We start from the raw sequence: 20,955 nt of genomic DNA, 5'->3' as shown, positions 1-20,955 counted from the left end.
AGACGCCATCAACGGATATCCCCGTATCCTCCGCGACGGACCGCGACAACCCTGTCCCCTCACGGCACGAGAAAAACCACGGGAATGGCGGATAACCGCAAGCGGTTATTCGCCCTACCGCCCACCCTGCGCGAGGAGCCCTAGGGCATAACGCCAACGGCGTTATCCGCCGATCACCCTGTCCCATCACGGCCCCGAGAAAACCCTGGGAATGGCGGATAGCCGCAAGCGGATATCCACCCCCACCCGTCCCGCGCGCCGAGCCCCCGGCGCCCAGAAAAAAGCCCCGCATCGCGGGGCTTTCCGTCTCAGGCGCCAGGCCTCAGAACTGCTCGGCGTCCAGCAGGTACAGCGACTCGCTGCCGGCGCGCACGGAGGCGCTCAGGGAATGGATGCGCGGCAGCAGGCGGGCGAAGTAGAAGCGCGCGGTACCCAGCTTGCTGGCGTAGAAGTCGTCCTCGCCCTGCTTGGCCAGCGCGGTGCGCGCCATCAATGCCCACATGTAGGCATAGGCGGTGTAGCCGAACACATGCAGGTATTCGACCGACGCCGCGCCGATCTCGTTGGGGTTGCCCTTGGCGCGGTCGAGCAGCCAGGCGGTCAGCTCTTCCAGGTTCTCCACGGCGGCCGCCAGCGGCTTGCTGAACTCGCCCAGGGCCTCGTCGGCGGAAGCGACGAAGGCCTTGATCTCGTCGGTGAAGTGACGGGAGAAGGCGCCGCCGTTGCCGATCACCTTACGTCCCACCAAGTCGAGCGCCTGAATGCCGTTGGTGCCTTCGTAGATCTGCGTGATGCGACAGTCGCGCACCAGTTGCTCCTGGCCCCATTCGCGGATGAAGCCGTGGCCGCCGAAGATCTGCTGGCCATGGATAGTGGTTTCCAGTCCCATGTCGGTGAGGAATGCCTTGGCCACCGGGGTCAGCAGCGCCACCAGCTCTTCCGCACGCTTGCGGGTGACCGCGTCTTCGCTGTACTTGGCGGTGTCCAGCTGCATCGCGACGTAGCTGGAGAAGGCGCGGCCGCCTTCGTTCAGCGCCTTCATGGTGAGCAGCATGCGGCGCACGTCGGGGTGCACGATGATCGGGTCGGCGGCCTTGTCCTTGGCTACCGGGCCGGTCGGCGCGCGGCTCTGGATACGCTCGCGGGCATACTCGATGGCGCTCTGGTAGGAGCGCTCGCCGGTGGCCAGGCCCTGGATGCCGACGCCAAGGCGCTCGTAGTTCATCATGGTGAACATCGCCGCCAGGCCCTTGTTGACCTCGCCCACCAGCCAACCGGTGGCGCCGTCGAAGTTCATCACGCAGGTGGCCGAGGCCTTGATCCCCATCTTGTGCTCGATGGAGCCGCAACCCAGGCTGTTCTTCTCGCCCAGCGAGCCGTCGGCGTTGACCAGCACCTTCGGCACCAGGAACAGCGAGATGCCCTTCGGCCCGGCCGGGGCGTCGGGCAGCTTGGCCAGCACCAGGTGGATGATGTTCTCGGTCAGGTCATGCTCGCCGCCGGTGATGAAGATCTTGGTCCCGCTGATCTTGTAGGAACCGTCGGCCTGCGGCTCGGCCCTGGTGCGGATGATGCCCAGGTCGGTGCCGGCATGCGGCTCGGTCAGACACATGGAACCGGCCCAGGTGCCGGCGTACATGTTCGGCAGGTACTTGTCCTTCAGTTCGTCGCTGGCATGGGCATTGAGCGCCAGGCAGGCGCCGGCGGTCAGCATCGGGTACAGGCCGAACGACAGGTTGGCCGAGTTGACCAGTTCCTCGACCTGCGCCGAGATCACCTTGGGCATCCCCATGCCGCCGTAGGCCGGATCGCCGCCGACGCCGACCCAGCCGCCTTCGGCGTAGGTCCGGTAGGCCTCGGGGAAGCCGGCCGGGGTGCTCACCGCGCCAGCGTTCCACTGGCAGCCTTCCTCGTCGCCCGGACGGTTCAGCGGGGCGATGGTACCGGCGGTGACCTTGCCGGCCTCTTCGAGGATCGCCGCGGCGGTCTCGGCGTCGACCACTTCGGCCAGCGCCGGCAGTTGCGCCCAGAGCCGGGAGACCTCGAACACCTCATTGAGGACGAAGCGCATGTCGCGCAGCGGAGCTTTGTAATCAGCCATGTGGGGGAATCCTCGATCGTACCGATCGCCGGCCGGGGGCCAGCGGCAACAAAATGGAGGCACGAAAGGCGTGCCGCGGCCGAGTCTACACCACCAACATTTCGGACTTGTAGCGTCACGTCGTGACCATTAAGTCTATATCGGTCTTCTATGCGACAGGCATGAAAAAGCCCGCTTTTCGCGGGCTCGAGCGAGTTCGCCGGGAGTCCGACGGGCCCGGCGGGTGGGGGAGAAACCGGGGGAAGAAGCGCCGCGCCCCTGCCCCGGCAGCCGCTAGAGCGAAAACTGCTCCGCCGACAGGCTCATCAGGCCCGCCGCGCCGGCCTGGATCGCCGCGGCGTGCGCCGCGGTGCGCGGCAGCAGGCGACTGAAGTAGAAGTCGGCGGTGGCCAGCTTGGCTTCGTAGAACGCGGCCTCGCCGCTGCCGGCATCCAGCTTCTCGCGCGCCACCAGGGCGATGCGCAACCAGAAATAGGCCAGGGTCACGTAGCCGGAGAACATCAGGTAGTCCACCGAGGCGGCGCCCACTTCGTCGGCATTCTTCATCGCCGCCAGGCCCACCTGCTGGGTCAGTTCGCCCCACTGCGCGTTCAGCGCCGCCAGTTGCGCGACCTGTCCCTTCAGTTGCGGATGCTCGGCCTGGGCCTGGCACAACTGGTGGACCAGTTTGGTGAAACCGCGCAACAGCTTGCCCTGGCTGCCCAGTACCTTGCGGCCAAGCAGGTCGAGGGCCTGGATGCCGTTGGTGCCTTCGTAGATCTGTGCGATGCGGCAATCGCGGACCAACTGCTCCATGCCCCACTCGCGGATGTAGCCGTGGCCGCCGTAGACCTGCATGCCGAGGTTGGTCACCTCCTGCCCGGTCTCGGTCATGAAGGCCTTGCCGATCGGCGTCAGGAAGGCCAGCAGGTCGGCGGCCCGCTCGCGCTCGGCGGCGTCCTGCGACAGGTGCTCGGTGTCGAGCAACTGGGCGGTGAAGTAGGCCAGCGCGCGGTTGCCTTCGTTGAACGCCTTCATGGTCAGCAGCATGCGCCGTACGTCGGGGTGCACGATGATCGGGTCGGCCGGCTTGTCCGGCGCCTTCGGCCCGGTCAGCGAGCGCATCTGCAAGCGTTCCCGGGCATAGCGCACGGCGCCCTGGTAGCTGGTCTCGCCAAGGCACAGGCCCTGCATGCCGGTGCCCAGGCGGGCGTGGTTCATCATGGTGAACATGCAGTGCAGGCCCTTGTTCGGCTCGCCGATCAGGTAGCCGGTGGCGCCGTCGAAGTTCATCACGCAGGTGGCCGAGGCCTTGATCCCCATCTTGTGCTCGATGGAGCCACAGGAAACCGCGTTGCGCACGCCTGCCTCGCCGGCGGCGTCGGGGAGGAACTTCGGCACGATGAACAGCGAGATACCCTTGGTCCCGGCCGGCGCATCGGGCAACTTGGCCAGCACCAGGTGAACGATGTTCTCGCTCAGGTCGTGCTCGCCGGCGGAGATGAAGATCTTCGTCCCGCTGATCGCATGGCTGCCGTCGGCGTTCGGCACCGCGCGGGTCTTGATGATGCCCAGGTCGGTGCCGCAGTGCGGCTCGGTCAGGCACATGGTGCCGGTCCAGGTGCCGGCGGTCATCCGCGCCAGGTAGAGGTCCTTCTGCGCCTGGCTGCCGTGGGCGTGGATCGCCGACATGGCGCCGCGGGTCAGGCCCGGGTACATGCCCCAGGAGACGTTGCTGGAGCCGATCATCTCGCTGAGCAGCAGACCCAGCGAGTGCGGCAGGCCCTGGCCGCCGTACGCGGGATCGCTGGCGACACCGTTCCAGCCACCCTCGACGTACTGTGCATAGGCTTCCTTGAAGCCCTTGGGCGTGGTCACCACGCCGTTGTCGAAGTGGCAGCCTTCTTCGTCGCCGGAGCGGTTCAGCGGCGCCAGAACCTGTTCGCAGAATTTCGACCCTTCATCGAGGATCGCCGCCACCATGTCCGGGGTCGCGTCGCTGGCGCCGAGCGCCTGGTAGCGCCCATGGAAGTCGAATACCTCATCGATCAGGAAGCGCATGTCGCGCAGCGGAGCCTTGTATTCCGGCATCTCTGTTCTCCTCGGCAGGGGCGCCCCACAGGCGCGAATCCCTCGAAGCTACTGCGCCGGGCGGGCGCCTACAATCACGCTGCGGACGCTGAATGCAACGCCATAACCCCGAGGTCGAAAGGCCAGGATGCAGCGGATCGCAGGCATGAAAAAGCCCGCCGAAGGGCGGGCTCTTTCTCACCTGGGGAACGGGCCGCCAGCGGCCCGTGCCATCAGTAACCGAGGGCGAAATCTTCCTCGGCCATCTCCATCAGGTTGTTGGCGCCGGACAGCATGGCGGCGACGTGGGCGCGGGTACGCGGCAGGATGCGCTGGAAGTAGAAGCGCGCGGTCTGCAGCTTGGCCTTGTAGAAGGCTTCCTCGCCGGTGCCGGCGGCCAGCTTCTCGGCGGCCAGGCGCGCCATGTCGGCCCAGAAGTAGGCCAGGCAGGCGTAGCCGGAGTACATCAGGTAGTCCACCGAAGCGGCGCCGACTTCCTCGCGATCCTTCATGGCGGCCATGCCGACCTTCATGGTCAGGTCGCCCCACTCCTTGTTCAGCTGCGCCAGCGGAGCGACGAATTCCTTGACGGCTTCGTTGGCTTCGTTGGCCTGGCAGAACTTGTGCACGATCTTGGTGAAGCCCTTCAGCGCCTCGCCCTGGGTCATCAGCACCTTGCGACCCAGCAGGTCGAGGGCCTGAACGCCGGTGGTGCCTTCGTACAGCATCGAGATGCGGCTGTCGCGGACGTTCTGCTCCATGCCGTGCTCGGCGATGAAACCGTGGCCACCGAAGATCTGCACGCCGTGGTTGGCGGACTCGAAGCCGACTTCGGTCATGAACGCCTTGGCGATCGGCGTGAGGAAGGCCAGCATCGAGTCGGCGGCTTTCTTCTGCTCTTCGTCCTGGCTGCGCTGGACGATGTCGACCTGCTTGGCGGCGAAGTACAGCATCGCGCGATTGCCTTCGGCGAAGGCCTTCATGGTCAGCAGCATGCGGCGCACGTCAGGATGCACGATGATCGGGTCGGCGGGCTTCTCGGGCGCCTTCGGACCGGTCAGCGAGCGCATCTGCAGACGCTCGCGAGCATAGGCGATGCCGCCCTGGAAACCGACTTCGGCATGGGCCAGGCCTTGCAGCGCGGTACCCAGGCGAGCGGTGTTCATGAAGGTGAACATGCAGTTCAGGCCCTTGTTCGGCGGGCCGATCAGGAAGCCGGTGGCGGCGTCGAAGTTCATCACGCAGGTGGCGTTGCCGTGGATGCCCATCTTGTGCTCGATGGAACCGCAGGAAACCGCGTTGCGCTCGCCGGCGTTGCCTTCGGCGTTGGGCAGGAACTTCGGTACGATGAACAGCGAGATGCCCTTGGTGCCCTGCGGGGCGTCGGGCAGGCGGGCCAGGACGATATGGACGATGTTGTCGGCCATGTCGTGCTCGCCGGCGGAGATGAAGATCTTGGTGCCGGTGACCTTGTAGCTGCCGTCGGCCTGCGGCTCGGCCTTGGTGCGCAGCATGCCCAGGTCGGTGCCGCAGTGCGGCTCGGTCAGGCACATGGTGCCGGTCCACTCGCCGGAGACCAGTTTGGTCAGGTAGGTCGCCTGCTGCTCGGCGGTGCCGTGGGCATGCAGGGTGTTCATGGCGCCGTGGGACAGGCCCGGGTACATGCCCCAGGACCAGTTGGCCTGGCCGACCATCTCGCTGATGGCCAGGCCGAGGGATTCCGGCAGCCCCTGGCCGCCGTGCTCGACGTCATGGGCCAGGCTCGGCCAGCCGCCTTCGACGAACTGCTGGTAGGCCTCCTTGAAGCCGGTCGGGGTCTTCACGCCGTCGGCGCTCCAGGTGCAGCCTTCCAGGTCGCCGACGCGGTTCAGCGGAGCGATCACCTGTTCGCAGAACTTCGCACCTTCCTCGAGGATGGCGTTGACCATGTCGGGAGTCGCGTCTTCGGCGCCCGGCAGGCTCTGGTAGTGCGCTTCGTAGCCCAGCAGCTCGTCGCGAACGAAACGGATATCACGCAAGGGGGCCTTGTAATCAGGCATAGCAGTCAACCTCTACGAAGGGTTCTGGTTAATCGGCGACCGGACGGATGTCCAGAGTCTGCGGTCGCAGTGCGGGATCGCTCCCGGTCGCCTTGCCGGACGCACTCATGCGTCCCGACTCTCAAACAGGCGTTTGAAACATACGTTTACGCCAATCCCTTGTCAAGCATCCGAACCGACCGCTCGGTCATGCCCGAAATCACTGGCTGCAACGACCATCCAAAGCGCTTTCGTCTCTCTCAGTAAAGCCCATGGCGAAGCGCCCGGCAGGCTTCAGGGGCCGCCGGGTGACAGTCGGAAAAGAAAGAGTCGGGGGCGACCGCTGCCGGCCGCCAGGGAGTCAGGCGTGGGTGTCGATCAGGGTGCCGAGGGTCTCGTCGGCTACCTCGATGACCCGGGCGCCGCTCTGCGCCTCGAGCTTGCCGCGGGTCAGCTCGACCATCTGCTCGGCCTGGGGCGAACGGGCCTCCACGGTGTTGCGGGCGATCTCGCTGCCGGCCTGGGCGACGCGGGCGCTACCCGACTGCACCGCATTGAGGCCACTGACGAAAGCGTTGCCGGAAATTTCCACCCTCTACTCCTGGGGACGCGCACGCGCCGCTACGATAGCAAGTGGCTTCTATTCAAGCAGACTTGGCCGGCGCTGGGTACCGCCCGTTGGTTATGGACGGCCCGCTGTTTATAGCCCGATACCCAGGGGCCGCAGGTCGAGGTGCGCGGCCACGGCCGCGGGAGTGGCTTCCTCCAGGCGCGGTACCCGGCCCAGGCAGGGCGCCGGCAGGCGCTCGGCGAGGGTCGCCAGGTTCTCCTCCAGGCGCGAGGTAGCCGGGTCGACGACGTTGGCCACCCAGCCGGCCAGCGCCAGGCCGTCGCCCAGGATCGCCTCGGCGCTGAGCAGCGCATGGTTGATACAGCCCAGGCGCACGCCGACCACCAGCACCACCGGCAGCGCCAGCAGGCGCGCCAGGTCGGAGAGGTTCTCGCGACCCTGCAACGGCACGCGCCAACCGCCGGCGCCCTCCACCAAGGTGAGATCGGCCTGTAGCGCCAGCACCTCGCGCACCGCCTCGTGCAAGCGTGCGGCGCTCAGTTCGACGCCGGCCTCGCGCGCCGCCAGGTGCGGGGCGATGGCCGGCGCGAAGGCCAGCGGGTTGACCTGCTCGTAGGCCAGCGCCAGCGAACACTGGCCGAGCAACGCCAGCGCGTCGCCATTGCGCAGGCCTTGCGCCGTGGGCTCGCAGCCGGAGGCCACCGGCTTCGCCGCGGCGGTGCTCAGGCCGGCACGCCGGGCCGCGTGGAGCAGGCCGGCGGCGATGGTGGTCTTGCCGATCTCGGTGTCGGTACCGGTGACGAAGAACGCCGGCATGGTTCAGGAATCCTTGCGCAGCACGCCGAAGACGACGCGGTAGGTAGCGGGCAGCCCCTCGGGCTGGCGGAAACGCTCGTAGGCGGCGACCAGCGCGCGGATGCGCTGGCGCCCGGTCAGGCCGTCGGGCCGCCCGGGGTTGAGGTTATGCGCGCCCAGCGCCTTGAGTTCGTGGGTCAGGCTGCGCAGGTCGGGGAAATGCAGGACCCGGTCCTCGTGGCGCAGGGTCAGCGGCAGCAGACCGCTGCCGGCCGCGTGTTGCAGGTAGTCGGCGAAGGCGCGGAAGCGATTGACGTGGACGAAGCCGTCCACCACCCGCCAACTGTCGCGCAACTCGCCCAGGGTACCGACGCACAGGCTGCTGAACGCCAGCACGCCGCCCGGCCGCAGGACCCGCCGCGCCTCGGCCAGCACCGCCGGGAGGTCGGCGCACCACTGGATGGCCAGGCTGGAGAACAGCAGGTCGCAACTGCCGTCGCGCAACGGCAGCCTCTCGGCGTCGCCGCCGATGAAATGGCTGGCGCCGCCGCGCGCGCGGGCATGCCGCAGCATGCCTTCGGCGATGTCCACAGCCAGGCCCTCGGCCGCGCCAAAGCGGCGTTCCAGGGCCCGGCTGAAATGACCGGTGCCGCAGCCGAGATCGACCCAGCGGCGCGGCGAGAAGCCTTCCGGCAATGCCGACAGCAGGCTCTCGCCGACGCCGCGCTGGAGTTCGGCCACCGCGTCGTAGCTGGCCGCCGCGCGGGAAAACGACGCGGCGACCCGGCGCTTGTCGGGCAGCGCGGCAACGCCATGGGGCGCCAGCAGCGGCGCGGAATCGTCAGGCATCGTCACCCTCGCGAAGGAATCTCAGGATTGCGCTGGCCACCTCGTCCGGGCATTCCAGCGGCAGGCCGTGGCTGGCCGCCAGGGTCGAGACCTCGACGTCCGGCAGCCACTCGAGCAGGGCCTCGGCGGCGGCCACCGGCACCAGCGCATCGGCTTCGGCGAACAGATGCAATTGCGGCCCGCGGAAGTTTTCCAGGGCGGCCCGGGTATCCAGTTGGCCGAGCAACTGCAGGCCGGCGACCAGCGCCTCGCGCTCCAGCTGCGGCAGCGCCACCTGCAGTTGCCGCGCCAGGGTCCGAGGGTCGCGCGCACCCTGGCTGACCAGCAGGGTGAAACGCTTGCGGGTCAGGTGCGGTTCGAGCAGGAAAGCCTCGAAGAAGTCCTCGAAGGTTTCCGCCGGCATCGCGTTCGGCCAGTCCTCGCGCACACGGAAGCACGGATTGCTGGCCAGGGTCAGCAGGCCCCGGCAATCGTCGCCGCGGCGCGCCGCCAGTTCGCCGGCGAGCATGCCACCCAGCGACCAGCCGGCCAGCCAGCTATCGCGCGGCAGGTTGTCGTCGAGTTCGTCGAGCCAGTCGGCGGCATCGTCCAGCGACGGCAGCGGCTCGATCAACACGTTCAGGTGCGGCTCGCGCTCGTGCAGCGCGTCGCGCAGCGGTTCCAGCGGTGCGCTGCCCAGGCCCCAGCCCGGCAACAGGATCAGGTGGTCACGCATCGTCTCCCTCCTCGGCTTCGATCTCTGCCAGAAGGCTAGACGACAGCTGTCGCCAGCTTTCGCCGAGGGCTTCGAGCAAGCGGTCGACCTGCGCTTCGCTGTGCGCGGCGGACAGCGTGACGCGCAGCCGCGCGCTGTTGGCCGGCACGGTTGGCGGGCGGATCGCGCCGACCATGATGCCACGGGCTCGAAGCATGCCGGCCAGGGCCACGGCCTGGCGGCTGCCGCCGACCAGGATCGGCTGGATCGGCGTGAAGCTGTCCATCAGGGTCAGGCCAAGCGCCTCGGCGCCATGGCGGAAACGGGCGATCAACGCCGCCAGGTGTTGCCGCCGCCAGCTTTCGCGGCGCAGCAGCTCCAGGCTCTTCAGGGTGGCGCAGGCCACCGCTGGCGGCTGGCTGGTGGTGTAGATGTAGGGCCGGGCGTACTGAATCAGGGTCTCGATCAGTTCCTCGCTGCCGGCTACGAAGGCGCCAGCGGTACCGAAACCCTTGCCGAGAGTGCCGATCAGCACCGGCACCTGCTCCTGGCCGAGGCCGAAGTGTTCGACGATCCCGCCGCCGCTGGCGCCCAGCGGGCCGAAGCCATGCGCGTCGTCGACCATCAGCCAGGCGCCGCGGGCCTGCGCCACGGCGGCCAGGGCCGGCAGGTCGGCGAGATTGCCGTCCATGCTGAAGACCCCATCGGTGACCACCAGGGTATTGCCCTCGGCCTTGTCCAGGCGCGCGGCGAGGCTTGCCGGGTCGTTGTGCAGGTAGCGCGAGAAACGCGCGCCGGAGAGCAATCCGGCATCCAGCAGCGAAGCGTGGTTGAGGCGGTCCTCCAGCACCGTGTCGCCCTTGCCGACCAGCGCGGTCACCGCGCCAAGGTTGGCCATGTAGCCGGTGGAGAACAGCAGCGCGCGCGGCCGCCCGGTGAATTCGGCGAGGGCCAGCTCCAGTTCGTGGTGCGGACCGCTGTGGCCGACCACCAGGTGCGAGGCGCCGCCGCCCACGCCCCAGCGCTCGGCGCCGGCGCGTAACGCGGCGATCACTTCGGGATGATTGGCCAGGCCGAGGTAGTCGTTGGAACAGAAGGCCAGCAGCGGCTGGCCGTCGACCACGACGTCCGGACCCTGGGCCGACTCCAGCAGCGGCCGCTGGCGGTAGAGGTCTTCCGCGCGCCGGCTGGCGAGGCGGGAAGCGAGATCGAAGGACATGGCAGGTCGCTCGTGTTGCTGGACGGACGCAGGCGCACCCGTCCACGCAGGGCCGACATCAGCGGCTGCAACGAAGGGACGGCGGCGCCCTCCCTTCCAGTATGGTCAGGCGGAAGCGGCGTTATAGAACAGCTTCGATTCGCGTTGTTCCACCAACGCCTGCTCGATGGCGGCCTGGTGCACTTCGTCGGCGTGCTCTTCGCGCTCTTCCGGCTTGATGCCGAGACGGGCGAACAACTGCATGTCCTTTTCGGCCTGCGGGTTCTTCGTGGTCAGCAGCTTTTCGCCGTAGAAGATCGAGTTGGCCCCGGCCATGAAGGCCAGCGCCTGCATCTGCTCGTTCATCTGCTCGCGGCCGGCGGACAGGCGCACGTGGGACTTCGGCATCATGATCCGGGCCACCGCCAGGGTGCGGATGAAGTCGAAGGGATCGACGTCCTTCTCTTCCGCCAGGGGCGTGCCCTTGACCTTCACCAGCATGTTGATCGGCACCGACTCCGGGTGCTCCGGCAGGTTCGCCAACTGGATCAGCAGGCCGGCGCGGTCGTCCACCGACTCGCCCATGCCGAGGATGCCTCCGGAGCAGATCTTCATCCCCGCCTCGCGCACGTAGGCCAGGGTCTGCAGGCGCTCGCTGTAGGTCCGGGTGGTGATGATGTTGCCGTAGAACTCCGGCGAGGTATCCAGGTTGTGGTTGTAGTAGTCGAGGCCGGCATCGGCCAGCGCCTGAGTCTGCTCCTGGTTCAGCCGGCCGAGGGTCATGCAGGTCTCCAGGCCGAGCTTCTTCACGCCCTTGACCATCTCCAGGACGTAGGGCATGTCCTTGGCCGACGGGTGCTTCCAGGCAGCGCCCATGCAGAAGCGGGTCGAACCGATGGCCTTGGCCTCGGCCGCCGCCTCGAGGACCTTCTGCACCTCCATCAGCTTCTCCTTGTCCAGGCCGGTGTTGTAGTGGCCGGACTGCGGGCAGTACTTGCAGTCCTCGGGACAGGCGCCGGTCTTGATCGACAGCAGCGTCGAGACCTGTACGCGGTTCGGGTCGAAGTACGCGCGATGCACCGTCTGCGCCTGGAACAGCAGGTCGTTGAACGGCTGCTCGAACAGGGCACGGACTTCGGCGAGGGACCAGTCGTGACGGGTGGCGACGGAAGCGGTTGCACTCATGGGGAAGATTCCTTCGACGCTTGCATGGCGCCTTTTGTCGGGGAGCCCCGGCACGCCGGGGTCAGGCTTAAGGGGCATCATAAGTGGCTCTAGGACGCTGTCAACCCAGACCAGGACACAGGTATACATCTGATCAATATTTGATCATTTCATCGGCGATCGTCGCCCCTGAGCATTTCACCCAAGACACTCGACTTCGGCCTACTTCAAGCGCTTCAAGCCGCCACCAACCAGACCATCAAGGAGAAGCCTTTCCAGATCACTGCAAGCAAGAACTGCATAGCGCCTATGGCCTGGGAGCCCTTCTGAGTCCCGTGAACTCTTCCAGCACCGTAGGCGACACGTTGGTGCCGGGAGACAACAAGTCCGTAGGCATCACCGTGCTCAGGCAAGAAGACCGTCGCATCGTCCCCTTCAACAAAGAATTCCAATTGGTGGAACACAGCAAAGACCAGATCGTGGTGAAGAACTTCCTGGCCCAACTGAAATGGATGACCAACGCACCTACGTTGGGTCGATTCAATGCCACCGCTGCGATAGATATCTACTACAAGTGAGCGGGAGGCCGCTTCGCAGACGGAAGCGGCCGGTATCGACGACTCAGCGCAGGAAGAAGTGCTGGAGTCGTTGCACTTGCCAGTTGTAACGGCGACGCGCCTCGAGACCTTCCTCCAGGCTGACGGCGACGAAACGCGCCTTCTGGTTCGGTTGCATCTGCGCCAGCCGGTTCAGGTCGGGGCTGATCACCGTGCCCAGCGTGGCATATCCCCCACCGGACACCGCATCACGATGCAGGACGATGGGTTCGAGCCCGCCCGGTACCTGGATCGAGCCGATGGGATAGCAGGCGTCGACGATGTTGGACGGGTCCGAGCCTGCGCCGAATGGCTGTTCGCGCGGCTCGAACCGGAACGCCGTGCCGCCCTTGAGGCGGTAGCCGGTGCGGTCCGCCTCCGAGCCGACGGTCCAGGTCTCGGCGAAGAAACGCTCGACCGCGTCGGGAGTCAGGCGATGGACGTAGAGTCCGGGAACTACCCGCAAGCTCACCTCGCCGCCGACCTCCACCTGCAGCGAACGCGGCAGCGCCAAGCCCTCCACGGCAGAGGGCGAGGCAGACCCCAGGGGCAGCAGGTCGCCCTCCGCCAGTCGCCGTCCCTGCAAGCCACCGATCGCCCCCAGACCGTAGGTCGAACGGCTGCCCAGCACCTCGGGTACCGCGATGCCGCCGTCGATGGCGAGATAGCCACGGGCGCCGGCACGGATGAAGTCGAACCCCAGGACCTGGCCGGCGCGAACCCGGAAGGAAGTATCCAGCGGCATCTCCGCGCCCTCCAGGCGAGGCGTCATGCGCGCCCCGCACACGGCCACCAAGGCGTCGCGCTGGAACTCCAGCTGCGGACCCAGCAGCGCGCACTCCAGCACGGCGGCGGTCGGTGCGTTGCCCACCAGCAGGTTGGCCGCGCGCAGGGCGTACTGGTCGAGCGCGCCGGACGGCGGGATGCCCAGGTGATAGTGGCCTTCGCGGCCGGCGTCCTGCACCGAGGTGGCGAGGCCGGGCTTGAGCACCTTAATCGACATACAGCACCTCCTGCAGACGTTGCGTGCAGCCTCGCGGATCGGCGAGGAACGCGTCGAGATCGAAACTCACCGGACGGATGCGCAGGTCGAATGTGCCCGCTTCGACTTCGGCCGCCATGCGTTCGTATTCGGTCCGCTCGATGGGGCGGAACTGGACGATGTCGCCAGCGCGGAAGAACACCATCGATTCCTCGAGATAGGGCAAGCCCTGGCGCGGATCGAAGATCGGCGCCGGAGTCACGCCGAACATCTGGTAGCCGCCGGCACCGCGCACCGAATAGATGCAGCCGAAGCAACCGCCGTGGCCGAGGGTCAGCTTCGGCGTGTCGATGCGCGGACGCAGGTACTTGGGCACCTGCAACTGCCGCTCGCGCTCGACCATCTGGTACATGAACGGCAGGCCGGCGACGAAACCGACCATCGAGACGAACCACGGCGTGCCGCTGTGCGCCTGGATGAACGCCTGCACGTCGGCGTAGCCGTTGATCCGCGCGGCGTACTCGAGGTCGGTGGAGTCCGGGTCCTGGTGACGGTCGCGGAAGCGCATCAGGGTCTCGTGGGTCCAGGGATCGTTGTACAACACCGGCACTTCGACGATACGCGTCTCGATGCTGCGCGCGGCGACCGCCTCGGCTTCCAGGCCGCGCACGGTCTCCAGCAGCGCCTGCGGGGCCAGCCGGTCGGGGTCGAAGCGGACCTGGAACGAGGCGTTGGCCAGGCACACGTCGAGCACCCCGGGCAATTGCAGGGCCTCGATGGCGCGGGTGATCGCCATGCCGCGAAAGAAGGCTTCCAGCGACATGGCTTCGGCGACCTCGGCGAACAGGTGCTCGTCGCCGCCGAAGCTGTAGCGGATGTTGGCGTGCATCTCAAACCTCCTGCGCGGCTGCGGTCCGCTCGGCGAGCCAGGTTTCCAGGGTAGCGGTATCGAACTGCGCGGCCTGTACCCGCGCATGGGCGAGCAGCCAGCGGTGCAGCGGCAGGGTAGTGGCCATGCCGGCCAGCACGGTGCGCTCCAGCGCCTGGCGCGCGCGGGCGAACGCTTCGTCGCGGTCGCGACCATGGACGATCAGCTTGGCCAGCAACGAATCGTAGTACGGCGGCACCCGGTAGCCGGGATACAGGTGGCTGTCCACTCGCACGCCCTCGCCCTGCGGCCATTCCAGGCGCTCCACGGTGCCGGGGCTGGGGAAGAAATTGCGCGCCGGGTCTTCGGCGTTGATCCGCATCTCCAGCGCCGCGCCGTTCAGGCGAATGTCCTCCTGGCGCCAGGGCAGCGCCTCGCCGGCGGCGATGCGCAGCATGGCCTGGACCAGGTCGATGCCGGTGACCATCTCGCTGACCGGATGCTCAACCTGGATACGGGTGTTCATCTCGATGAAGAAGAACTCGCCGCTGTGCGCGTCGAACAGGTATTCCAGGGTGCCCGCGCCACGATAGCCGAGACTCTGCGCCAGGCGCACCGCGCTCTCGCAGAGGGCCTGGCGCTGCGCGCCGTCCAGCGCCGCCGAAGGTGCCTCCTCGAAGACCTTCTGGCGCCGCCGCTGCAGCGAGCATTCGCGTTCGAACAGATGCACCGCGCGCTCGCCATCGCCGAGGATCTGCACTTCGATGTGCCGCGCCTGGCGGATGAAGCGCTCCAGGTACACCGCCGGCGAACCGAAGGCGGCCTGCGCCTCGCGCTGGGCGATGGGGAATTCCCGACGCAGTTCGTCGGCGTCGTGGGCGATACGGATGCCACGCCCGCCGCCGCCAGCGGAGGCCTTGACCAGCAGCGGATAGCCGACCTCTTCGGCGCAGGCCAGCGCCGCGTCGAGGTCGTCCAGCTCGCCGGGCGAGCCCGGCACCACCGGCACCCCGGCGGCCATCGCGGTACGCCGCGCCTCGGCCTTGTCGCCCATGCGGCGGATGGTCTGCGCATCCGGACCGACGAAGACCAGTCCGGCCGCCTGCACCGCTTCGGCGAAGGCAGGGTTCTCGGAGAGGAAACCGTAGCCGGGATGGATCGAGTCGGCACCGGTTTCCCGCGCCGCCATGAGAATCGCCTCGATATCCAGGTAGCTCCGCTCGGCCCGCGCAGGGCCGATCAGACGTACCTCATCGGCCAGCCGCGCGGCCAGCGAATCGCGATCCGCCTCGCTGCACACCGCTACCGTGGGAATGCCCAGTGCCTGCGCGGCGCGGATGATGCGCACGGCGATCTCGCCGCGATTGGCCACCAGCAGCTTGTTCAGTCGCTTGTGCATGGCGTCCTCCTCAGGTAGCGCTGGCGATCACCGCCAGCACCTGTCCCGGCTCGATGGCCTCGCCATCTTCCACGTGGAACACCTGGAGTATGCCGGCCTGCCCGGCCTGCACTTCGGAAAACTGCTTCATCACCTCGATCAGCCCGATCACGCTGCCGGCCTCGACCGCCTGCCCGACCTCCGCGTAGGGTGGCGCGTCGGGGCTGGCCTTGCGATAGAAGGTGCCGGGCAAGGGGGACTGCACGTTATGTTCGGCCATGACGAATCCTCATTATTCGAACGTTGTAGGAAATGGCAGAAAAGCTTGTCGCGAGGCTCGCCGAGGCGAGCGGCGCTCAACGCGGCGCCTTGATGCGGATGCCGGCGCCTTCCAGGCGCGCGCGGGTGCTGGCGACCAGCTCCAGGGCGCCGGGGGTGTCGCTGTGGATGCACACCGAGTCGAAGGCGATGTCGAGGTCCTCGCCCTCGACGGTGCGCACCTTGCCCTCGCGGCAGGCGCGCAGGACCTTGTCGGCGACCTGTTGCGGATCGAGGGCGGCGACCCGCCGGGTGAAGACGATGGAGCCGCTGCGGTCGTAGTCGCGGTCGGCGTAGAACTCGCGCACCAGCGGCTGGCCCAGTTCCCGACCGATGCGCCAGGTGGCCGAACCGGGCATGCAATAGAGCAGCAGTTCCGGTTCCAGGCGTTGCAGGGTCTCGACGAACAGGCGCGCGGCGGCCTCGTCGCGCGCCAGGTGCATGTAGAGCGCGCCGTGGGGCTTGACGTGTTGCAGCGACAGGCCCTGCAGCCGGGCGAATTCGCGCAGGGCGCCAAGCTGGTAGAGCATGTCGTTGACCAGCTCGATGGCCGGCGCGGCGATGTGCCGGCGACCGAAGCCGACCAGGTCGCGGAAGCCCGGATGGGCGCCGATGGCCACGCCATGCTCGGCGGCCATCTCCACGGTGCGGCGCATGCTGCTCGGGTCGCCGGCATGGAAACCGGTGGCGATGTTGGCGCTGCTGATCAGCGGCATGATCGCCGCGTCCACGCCATCGCCGATGGTCCATGGGCCGAAGCCTTCGCCCATGTCGGAATTGAGGTCGACTTCAGTCATTGCCGGCTGGCCTCATCTGTCTTGTTGTTGGATGGAGCCACGGTAAAAGCCGGGAAAGGTATTGGGTAGATTTATTATTCGATAGACTGGTTTCTGAAAAACAGATACCTCTTCCGGATGCTGCCCATGGCCCTGACCCTCCGCCAGGTTCGCTACTTCATCGCCACCGCCGAGTTCGGCCAGATATCCCAGGCCGCCATCCACCTGAACATCTCGCAGTCGGCGGTGACCAGCGCGATCCAGGAACTGGAGGGCATGCTCGGCGTCGCCCTGTTCACCCGCACGGCCCAGGGCATGAACCTGACCGACAGCGGCCGGCACTTCCTCAACCACGCCTATTCGATCCAGCGCAGCGTCGACGACGCGCTCAACAGCCCGCAACCGGACACCCGGGTCGAAGGCACCCTGAAGGTCGCCGCCAGCTATACCGTGATGGGCTATTTCCTCCCCCACCACCTGCAACGCCTGGCGCAGTGGTACCCGGAACTGGAGCTGCAACTGTTCGAGGACGAGCGCGCCAGCATCGAGCGCGGCCTCCTCGACGGTCGCTACGACATCGCCGTGCTGCTCACCGGCAATCTCACCGAGCCCGGGATCGCCGCCGAAACCCTGTTCAACTCCGAGCGCCGGTTGTGGCTGCCCAGCCGCCATCCGCTGGGCGAGAAGGCCGACCTGGGCCTGGCCGACGTGGCCGGCGAGCCCTACATCATGCTCACCGTCGACGAGGCCGGGCAGAGCGCGCTGCGCTACTGGCAACAGAGCGGCCACCAGCCGCAGGTGATCCTCCATACCAGTTCGGTGGAAGCGGTGCGCAGCATGGTCGCCAACGGCTCCGGCGTGGCCATCCTCTCCGACCTGGTGTACCGGCCCTGGTCGCTGGAAGGCAAACGCATCGAGACGCTATCGCTGGTCGACCCGGTGCCGTCGATGAGCGTCGGCCTGGCCTGGCGCCGCGACACCGAAGCGAGCGCCGGGATGCGCGCGTTCCGCGAATACTTCCGCCAGTCGTTCCTCGCTCCGCAGCAAAGCAGCAGCCGGCGCTGAACCCGGCGGCTAATCTCTGATCCAACGCTGGGAACACTCAGGACAGGACACTCATGGGTACAGAAGGCTTTTTCGACGGACTGGGCGAGATGCTGGGCAGGGCGATCCGCTTCGTGGTGGACCTGCTCTCCGGCCTGCTGGGCGGCATCTGGGGCGCCATGGACGACTTCCTCCACGGCCTGGCCAGGGCCATCGGCATGGACGCATCGCTGTTCAGCTTCGTCTTCCTGGTGCTCGGCCTGTTGCTGCTCTACAGCGGCATACGCGCCTTCATGCGCCGCTCGATAGTCGGCGGGGTGATCTGGACGGTGCTCGGCCTGATCGTCATGAGCTGGCTCATCCACTGATCCACGCGTCGGCCGTTTCCGCAAGGAGCGAAGGAAGGCTTCGGTTATCCACAGGCGAGTTCCGAACCCGCTGGCAACGGCTGGTCGGCGGCGCGCGCCTGCGGTTGCATGGTGCGACATCCGCCAGGAAGTCCCGCCATGTCGTTCCCGCTTCGTCCTCTCACGCGCTGGCTTTTGCCGCCGCCGGCCTGCCTGCTCTGCGCCGCCCGCAGCGACCAGCCGCCCCGCCCGCTGTGCCGCGCTTGTGCCGCCGACCTGCCCTGGTCGCGCCAGCAGTGCCGGCGCTGCGCCCTGCCCCTGCCGCTGGACGGCCAGGTGTGCGGCGAGTGCCTGCGCCGCCCGCCGGCCTATGAACAGGCGATCGCGCCCTGGCGCTACGCCTTTCCGCTCGACAGCCTGATCAACCGCTTCAAGCACCAGGCGGCCTGGCCGCTGGGGCGGCTGCTCGGCGAGTTGCTGGCGGAACACCTGCGGCAACGCTACGCCGAAGGCCTGCCGCGCCCGGCACGCCTGCTGCCGGTCCCGCTGGCGCCACGGCGCGAACGTCGTCGCGGCTTCAACCAGGCGCAACAGCTCGCCGAGCGACTGGCCGGCGAGCTGGACCTGCGCTGCGATCCGCACAGCCTGCGGCGAGTGCTGGATACTCCGGCCCAGCAGGGCCTGGACGCGACGGTGCGGCGGCGCAACCTGCGCCACGCCTTCGCCCTGGCGCCCGCCAGCGATGTTCGCGGGCTGCACCTGGCACTGGTGGACGACGTGCTCACCACCGGGGCCACCGCCGAGTGCCTTTCCCGCCTGTTGCGCCGGGCGGGCGCCGCGCGGGTCGACGTCTACTGCCTGGCGCGCACGCCGAAGCCCGGCTGAGCTGGGCTAAACTGCCGCGCAACCGATACGGGAGAGGATCCATGCGCGCACTGCTGGTCGCGGCCTGCCTGTTGCTCGGCGGTTGCAGCCACTTCGCCGAAGACGACTGGCTGGGCGAAGACAAGGCCCTGCATTTCGCCAGTTCCGCGGCCCTTACCGCGGCGGGCATGCAGATGGCCCACGACCGCGGCCTGCACGGTGCTCGCCAGGCACGCTTCGGCCTGAGCTTCTCGCTCGCCTTCGGCGTCGGCAAGGAACTCTACGACAGCCGTTCCGCCGGCAGCGGCTGGAGCTGGAAGGACCTCGCCTGGGACCTGGCCGGCGCCGCCGCCGGCTACGGTCTCTACCAGGCCGCCGAGTGACGCCCTTGCGTTTTGCCCATGGCTGTTGGAGCCTTCGCCGTATACGTCCGCTCATAGCGAAGCTTCCATGTCCGCACTCTCCACTCTCGCCCAGCACGTCACCCGTCGCCCGCAACGCATCGCCCTGCTCGCGCAGATCGCCGAACTGGGCTCCATCACCCGTGCGGCGAAGGCCGTGGGCATCAGCTACAAGGGCGCCTGGGACGCCATCGACGAACTGAACAACCTGGCCGAGCGTCCGCTGGTCGAGCGTAGCGTCGGCGGCAAGGGCGGCGGCGGCGCCCGACTGACCGCCGAGGGCGAACGCCTGCTGGCTCTCTACCGGCGCCTGGAAGCCTTGCAAGCGCAGGTGTTGCAGGCCGCTGAAGACGCCGAGGACCTCAACCTGATCGGCCGCCTGATGCTCCGCACCAGCGCACGCAACCAATTGCACGGGCGGGTCCTGTCGATCCATGGCGAAGGCTTCCACGACCGCATCGCCATCGAGCTGCCAGGCCAGCAACGCATCGAGGCGCTGATCACCCGCGCCAGCACCGAGCAACTCGAACTCGGTCGCGGCCGCCCGGTACTGGCGCTGATAAAGGCCGGCTGGCTGGACGTCGGGCTGGAACCGCGCGAGGACCAGCCGAATCAGTTGCAAGGCACCCTGGAGGAAATCCTCGCGGCCAAGGCCGGTCCCAGCGAGGTGCGCATCGCCCTGGGCAGCGGTCTTACCCTCTGCGCGCTGCTGTCCGGCGAACGCCTGGCCAGCCTGGGGCTGAAGAAGGGCCAGAAGGTGATCGCCTCCTTCGATCCAGCCCAGGTCCTGCTCGGCACGCCGCTGTGAACCTGCCGGCCCGCGCCGGCTTGCGTACACTAGGGGTCTTTCGAGCCTTGGATGCCCCGTCATGTCCCATCCCTTCGACCAACTGACCCCCGACCTCGTCCTGGATGCCGTGGAAAGCCTCGGCTATCTCAGCGACGCACGGGTGCTGGCGCTCAACAGCTACGAAAACCGCGTGTACCAGGTCGGCATCGAGGACGGCGAGCCGCTGATCGCCAAGTTCTACCGACCGGACCGCTGGAGCGACGCGGCGATCCGCGAGGAGCACGCCTTCTCCGCCGAGCTGGCGGAATGCGAGGTGCCGGTGGTGGCGCCGCTGTCGCGCGACGGCGAAAGCCTGTTCGCATTCGCCGGCTTCCGCTTCGCCCTGTTCCCCCGGCGCGGCGGGCGCGCGCCCGAGCCGGGCAATCTCGACCAGCTCTACCGCCTCGGCCAGTTGCTCGGCCGCCTGCACGCGGTCGGCGCCACGCGGCCGTTCGAGCACCGCGAGGCGCTCGCTGTGGATAACTTCGGCCACGCCTCGCTGGCCACCCTGCTGGAAGGCAATTTCATCCCCAGGAGCCTGCTGCCGGCCTACGAGTCGGTCGCCCGCGACCTGCTGAAACGCCTCGACGCCCTGTTCGCCGAGGTGCCCTACCAGCCGATCCGCCTGCACGGCGACTGCCATCCGGGCAACCTGCTGTGCCGCGACGAGGTCTACCACATGGTCGATCTCGACGACTGCCGCATGGGCCCGGCCCTCCAGGACCTGTGGATGATGCTCGCCGGCGAGCGCCACGAACGCCTGGCGCAGATTGCCGAACTGGTCGACGGCTACAATGAGTTCCACGACTTCGACCCGCGCCAGCTACCGCTGCTCGAAGGCCTGCGCAGCCTCCGCCTGATGCACTACAGCGCCTGGCTCGCGCGGCGCTGGGACGACCCGGCGTTCCCACCGAGCTTCCCCTGGTTCGGCAGTGAACGTTACTGGGGCGAGCAGGTGCTGGTGCTGCGCGAACAACTGGCGGCGCTGGACGAGGAACCGCTGCGGCTGTTCTGAGCCTCCTGCGGACAGGGCGAATGGCGCGCGGCGCTAGCCGTCCCGCCGCGGGGCAGGCGAGGGAACGGCAAGTGTGCCGGTGCTTTTCCGCGGGAACT

The 20,955-nt window shown here is 67.8% G+C and carries 21 protein-coding genes; 7 read left to right on the top strand and 14 right to left on the bottom strand.

Features of this window, described 5'->3' with window-relative positions; genetic code table 11:
- Nucleotides 1-322: 322 nt before the first annotated feature.
- From M6E97_RS27630 to bioB, 9 genes are all read right to left on the bottom strand, one after another.
- Nucleotides 323-2,101: an acyl-CoA dehydrogenase C-terminal domain-containing protein gene (locus tag M6E97_RS27630; RefSeq protein ID WP_034005231.1), complete on the bottom strand. Its 1,779-nt coding sequence runs from the start codon at nt 2,099-2,101 to the stop codon at nt 323-325.
- A 273-nt stretch (nt 2,102-2,374) separates the two neighbouring features.
- Nucleotides 2,375-4,171, bottom strand: coding sequence for an acyl-CoA dehydrogenase C-terminal domain-containing protein (locus M6E97_RS27625; RefSeq protein WP_058187952.1), 1,797 nt, complete (start codon nt 4,169-4,171; stop codon nt 2,375-2,377).
- A gap of 212 nt (nt 4,172-4,383) precedes the next feature.
- Nucleotides 4,384-6,189 carry a phenylacyl-CoA dehydrogenase gene (locus M6E97_RS27620; protein ID WP_003084842.1) on the bottom strand — a complete coding sequence of 602 codons (1,806 nt, stop codon included), beginning with the start codon at nt 6,187-6,189 and terminating at the stop codon, nt 4,384-4,386.
- Between the two features lie 340 nt (nt 6,190-6,529).
- Complete coding sequence (locus M6E97_RS27615) at nt 6,530-6,760, bottom strand: hypothetical protein (protein ID WP_003103338.1); 231 nt, start codon at nt 6,758-6,760, stop codon at nt 6,530-6,532.
- Between the two features lie 108 nt (nt 6,761-6,868).
- The gene (gene bioD / locus M6E97_RS27610; RefSeq protein WP_003111241.1) at nt 6,869-7,555 is read right to left on the bottom strand and encodes a dethiobiotin synthase; all 687 of its coding nucleotides are present in this window, start codon (nt 7,553-7,555) and stop codon (nt 6,869-6,871) included.
- A 3-nt stretch (nt 7,556-7,558) separates the two neighbouring features.
- Nucleotides 7,559-8,383 carry a malonyl-ACP O-methyltransferase BioC gene (gene bioC, locus M6E97_RS27605; RefSeq protein ID WP_003084830.1) on the bottom strand — a complete coding sequence of 275 codons (825 nt, stop codon included), beginning with the start codon at nt 8,381-8,383 and terminating at the stop codon, nt 7,559-7,561.
- Nucleotides 8,376-9,098 carry an alpha/beta fold hydrolase gene (locus tag M6E97_RS27600; protein ID WP_003084828.1) on the bottom strand — a complete coding sequence of 241 codons (723 nt, stop codon included), beginning with the start codon at nt 9,096-9,098 and terminating at the stop codon, nt 8,376-8,378. Before M6E97_RS27600 ends, bioC begins: the two co-directional genes overlap by 8 nt.
- Nucleotides 9,091-10,296: an 8-amino-7-oxononanoate synthase gene (gene bioF / locus M6E97_RS27595; RefSeq protein ID WP_003084826.1), complete on the bottom strand. Its 1,206-nt coding sequence runs from the start codon at nt 10,294-10,296 to the stop codon at nt 9,091-9,093. Before bioF ends, M6E97_RS27600 begins: the two co-directional genes overlap by 8 nt.
- A gap of 105 nt (nt 10,297-10,401) precedes the next feature.
- Nucleotides 10,402-11,460 (bottom strand): biotin synthase BioB, encoded by a 1,059-nt coding sequence (gene bioB, locus M6E97_RS27590; RefSeq protein ID WP_023100158.1) that lies wholly within the window; start codon nt 11,458-11,460, stop codon nt 10,402-10,404.
- A 140-nt stretch (nt 11,461-11,600) separates the two neighbouring features.
- Here bioB and M6E97_RS27585 point away from each other — a divergent pair, with 140 nt between their 5' ends.
- Complete coding sequence (locus M6E97_RS27585; RefSeq protein ID WP_224429301.1) at nt 11,601-12,017, top strand: fimbrial protein; 417 nt, start codon at nt 11,601-11,603, stop codon at nt 12,015-12,017.
- Between the two features lie 43 nt (nt 12,018-12,060).
- Here the strand turns inward: M6E97_RS27585 and M6E97_RS27580 are convergent, their stop codons facing one another.
- The 5 genes from M6E97_RS27580 to M6E97_RS27560 form a co-directional block, all read right to left on the bottom strand.
- On the bottom strand, nt 12,061-13,038 hold the full coding sequence (locus M6E97_RS27580) for a biotin-dependent carboxyltransferase family protein (RefSeq protein WP_034005228.1): 978 nt from the start codon (nt 13,036-13,038) through the stop codon (nt 12,061-12,063).
- Nucleotides 13,028-13,906, bottom strand: coding sequence for a 5-oxoprolinase subunit B family protein (locus tag M6E97_RS27575; RefSeq protein WP_021263093.1), 879 nt, complete (start codon nt 13,904-13,906; stop codon nt 13,028-13,030). Before M6E97_RS27575 ends, M6E97_RS27580 begins: the two co-directional genes overlap by 11 nt.
- Before the next feature lies 1 nt (nt 13,907).
- On the bottom strand, nt 13,908-15,284 hold the full coding sequence (locus M6E97_RS27570; protein WP_033957759.1) for an acetyl-CoA carboxylase biotin carboxylase subunit: 1,377 nt from the start codon (nt 15,282-15,284) through the stop codon (nt 13,908-13,910).
- A gap of 10 nt (nt 15,285-15,294) precedes the next feature.
- Nucleotides 15,295-15,543, bottom strand: coding sequence for an acetyl-CoA carboxylase (locus M6E97_RS27565; RefSeq protein WP_003111233.1), 249 nt, complete (start codon nt 15,541-15,543; stop codon nt 15,295-15,297).
- A gap of 76 nt (nt 15,544-15,619) precedes the next feature.
- Nucleotides 15,620-16,378: a 5-oxoprolinase subunit PxpA gene (locus tag M6E97_RS27560; protein ID WP_003111232.1), complete on the bottom strand. Its 759-nt coding sequence runs from the start codon at nt 16,376-16,378 to the stop codon at nt 15,620-15,622.
- 117 nt (nt 16,379-16,495) lie between these two features.
- On the opposite strand from M6E97_RS27560, the gene M6E97_RS27555 reads away from it, so the two are divergent.
- From M6E97_RS27555 to M6E97_RS27530, 6 genes are all read left to right on the top strand, one after another.
- On the top strand, nt 16,496-17,422 hold the full coding sequence (locus M6E97_RS27555; RefSeq protein ID WP_174217692.1) for a LysR family transcriptional regulator: 927 nt from the start codon (nt 16,496-16,498) through the stop codon (nt 17,420-17,422).
- 53 nt (nt 17,423-17,475) lie between these two features.
- Nucleotides 17,476-17,769 carry a hypothetical protein gene (locus M6E97_RS27550; RefSeq protein ID WP_003084806.1) on the top strand — a complete coding sequence of 98 codons (294 nt, stop codon included), beginning with the start codon at nt 17,476-17,478 and terminating at the stop codon, nt 17,767-17,769.
- A gap of 138 nt (nt 17,770-17,907) precedes the next feature.
- Entirely contained in the window at nt 17,908-18,633 is a 726-nt protein-coding gene (locus tag M6E97_RS27545) for a ComF family protein (protein WP_003129066.1), read from the top strand.
- Between the two features lie 41 nt (nt 18,634-18,674).
- Entirely contained in the window at nt 18,675-18,995 is a 321-nt protein-coding gene (locus M6E97_RS27540) for a YfiM family lipoprotein (RefSeq protein ID WP_031639707.1), read from the top strand.
- Nucleotides 18,996-19,062: 67 nt separating this feature from the next.
- On the top strand, nt 19,063-19,821 hold the full coding sequence (locus tag M6E97_RS27535) for a TOBE domain-containing protein (RefSeq protein WP_003103305.1): 759 nt from the start codon (nt 19,063-19,065) through the stop codon (nt 19,819-19,821).
- Nucleotides 19,822-19,882: 61 nt separating this feature from the next.
- A complete protein-coding gene (locus tag M6E97_RS27530; RefSeq protein WP_003129062.1) occupies nt 19,883-20,857 on the top strand; it encodes a serine/threonine protein kinase in 975 nt (324 codons plus the stop codon).
- The last annotated feature ends 98 nt before the right edge of the window (nt 20,858-20,955 follow it).

The sequence above is a fragment of the Pseudomonas sp. B111 genome (genome assembly GCF_026428275.1).
In the GTDB taxonomy this organism is placed as follows: Bacteria; Pseudomonadota; Gammaproteobacteria; order Pseudomonadales; family Pseudomonadaceae; genus Pseudomonas; species Pseudomonas aeruginosa.
The sequence above is the reverse complement of the archived record's forward strand: the minus strand, read 5'-3'. Positions and strand labels throughout refer to the sequence as shown.

Bases quoted from the DNA above. Each gene is read 5' to 3' on its own strand.
- M6E97_RS27620 (WP_003084842.1), bottom strand. From the start codon at position 6,189: ATGCCTGATTACAAGGCCCCCTTGCGTGATATCCGTTTCGTTCGCGAC.
- M6E97_RS27575 (WP_021263093.1), bottom strand. From the start codon at position 13,906: ATGCACGCCAACATCCGCTACAGCTTCGGCGGCGACGAGCACCTGTTC.
- M6E97_RS27530 (WP_003129062.1), top strand. From the start codon at position 19,883: ATGTCCCATCCCTTCGACCAACTGACCCCCGACCTCGTCCTGGATGCC.
- M6E97_RS27570 (WP_033957759.1), bottom strand. From the start codon at position 15,284: ATGCACAAGCGACTGAACAAGCTGCTGGTGGCCAATCGCGGCGAGATC.
- M6E97_RS27545 (WP_003129066.1), top strand. From the start codon at position 17,908: ATGTCGTTCCCGCTTCGTCCTCTCACGCGCTGGCTTTTGCCGCCGCCG.
- M6E97_RS27625 (WP_058187952.1), bottom strand. From the start codon at position 4,171: ATGCCGGAATACAAGGCTCCGCTGCGCGACATGCGCTTCCTGATCGAT.
- bioF (WP_003084826.1), bottom strand. From the start codon at position 10,296: ATGTCCTTCGATCTCGCTTCCCGCCTCGCCAGCCGGCGCGCGGAAGAC.
- bioD (WP_003111241.1), bottom strand. From the start codon at position 7,555: ATGCCGGCGTTCTTCGTCACCGGTACCGACACCGAGATCGGCAAGACC.
- M6E97_RS27580 (WP_034005228.1), bottom strand. From the start codon at position 13,038: ATGTCGATTAAGGTGCTCAAGCCCGGCCTCGCCACCTCGGTGCAGGAC.
- M6E97_RS27540 (WP_031639707.1), top strand. From the start codon at position 18,675: ATGCGCGCACTGCTGGTCGCGGCCTGCCTGTTGCTCGGCGGTTGCAGC.
- M6E97_RS27550 (WP_003084806.1), top strand. From the start codon at position 17,476: ATGGGTACAGAAGGCTTTTTCGACGGACTGGGCGAGATGCTGGGCAGG.
- M6E97_RS27555 (WP_174217692.1), top strand. From the start codon at position 16,496: ATGCTGCCCATGGCCCTGACCCTCCGCCAGGTTCGCTACTTCATCGCC.
- bioC (WP_003084830.1), bottom strand. From the start codon at position 8,383: ATGCCTGACGATTCCGCGCCGCTGCTGGCGCCCCATGGCGTTGCCGCG.
- M6E97_RS27600 (WP_003084828.1), bottom strand. From the start codon at position 9,098: ATGCGTGACCACCTGATCCTGTTGCCGGGCTGGGGCCTGGGCAGCGCA.
- M6E97_RS27630 (WP_034005231.1), bottom strand. From the start codon at position 2,101: ATGGCTGATTACAAAGCTCCGCTGCGCGACATGCGCTTCGTCCTCAAT.
- bioB (WP_023100158.1), bottom strand. From the start codon at position 11,460: ATGAGTGCAACCGCTTCCGTCGCCACCCGTCACGACTGGTCCCTCGCC.
- M6E97_RS27560 (WP_003111232.1), bottom strand. From the start codon at position 16,378: ATGACTGAAGTCGACCTCAATTCCGACATGGGCGAAGGCTTCGGCCCA.
- M6E97_RS27535 (WP_003103305.1), top strand. From the start codon at position 19,063: ATGTCCGCACTCTCCACTCTCGCCCAGCACGTCACCCGTCGCCCGCAA.
- M6E97_RS27565 (WP_003111233.1), bottom strand. From the start codon at position 15,543: ATGGCCGAACATAACGTGCAGTCCCCCTTGCCCGGCACCTTCTATCGC.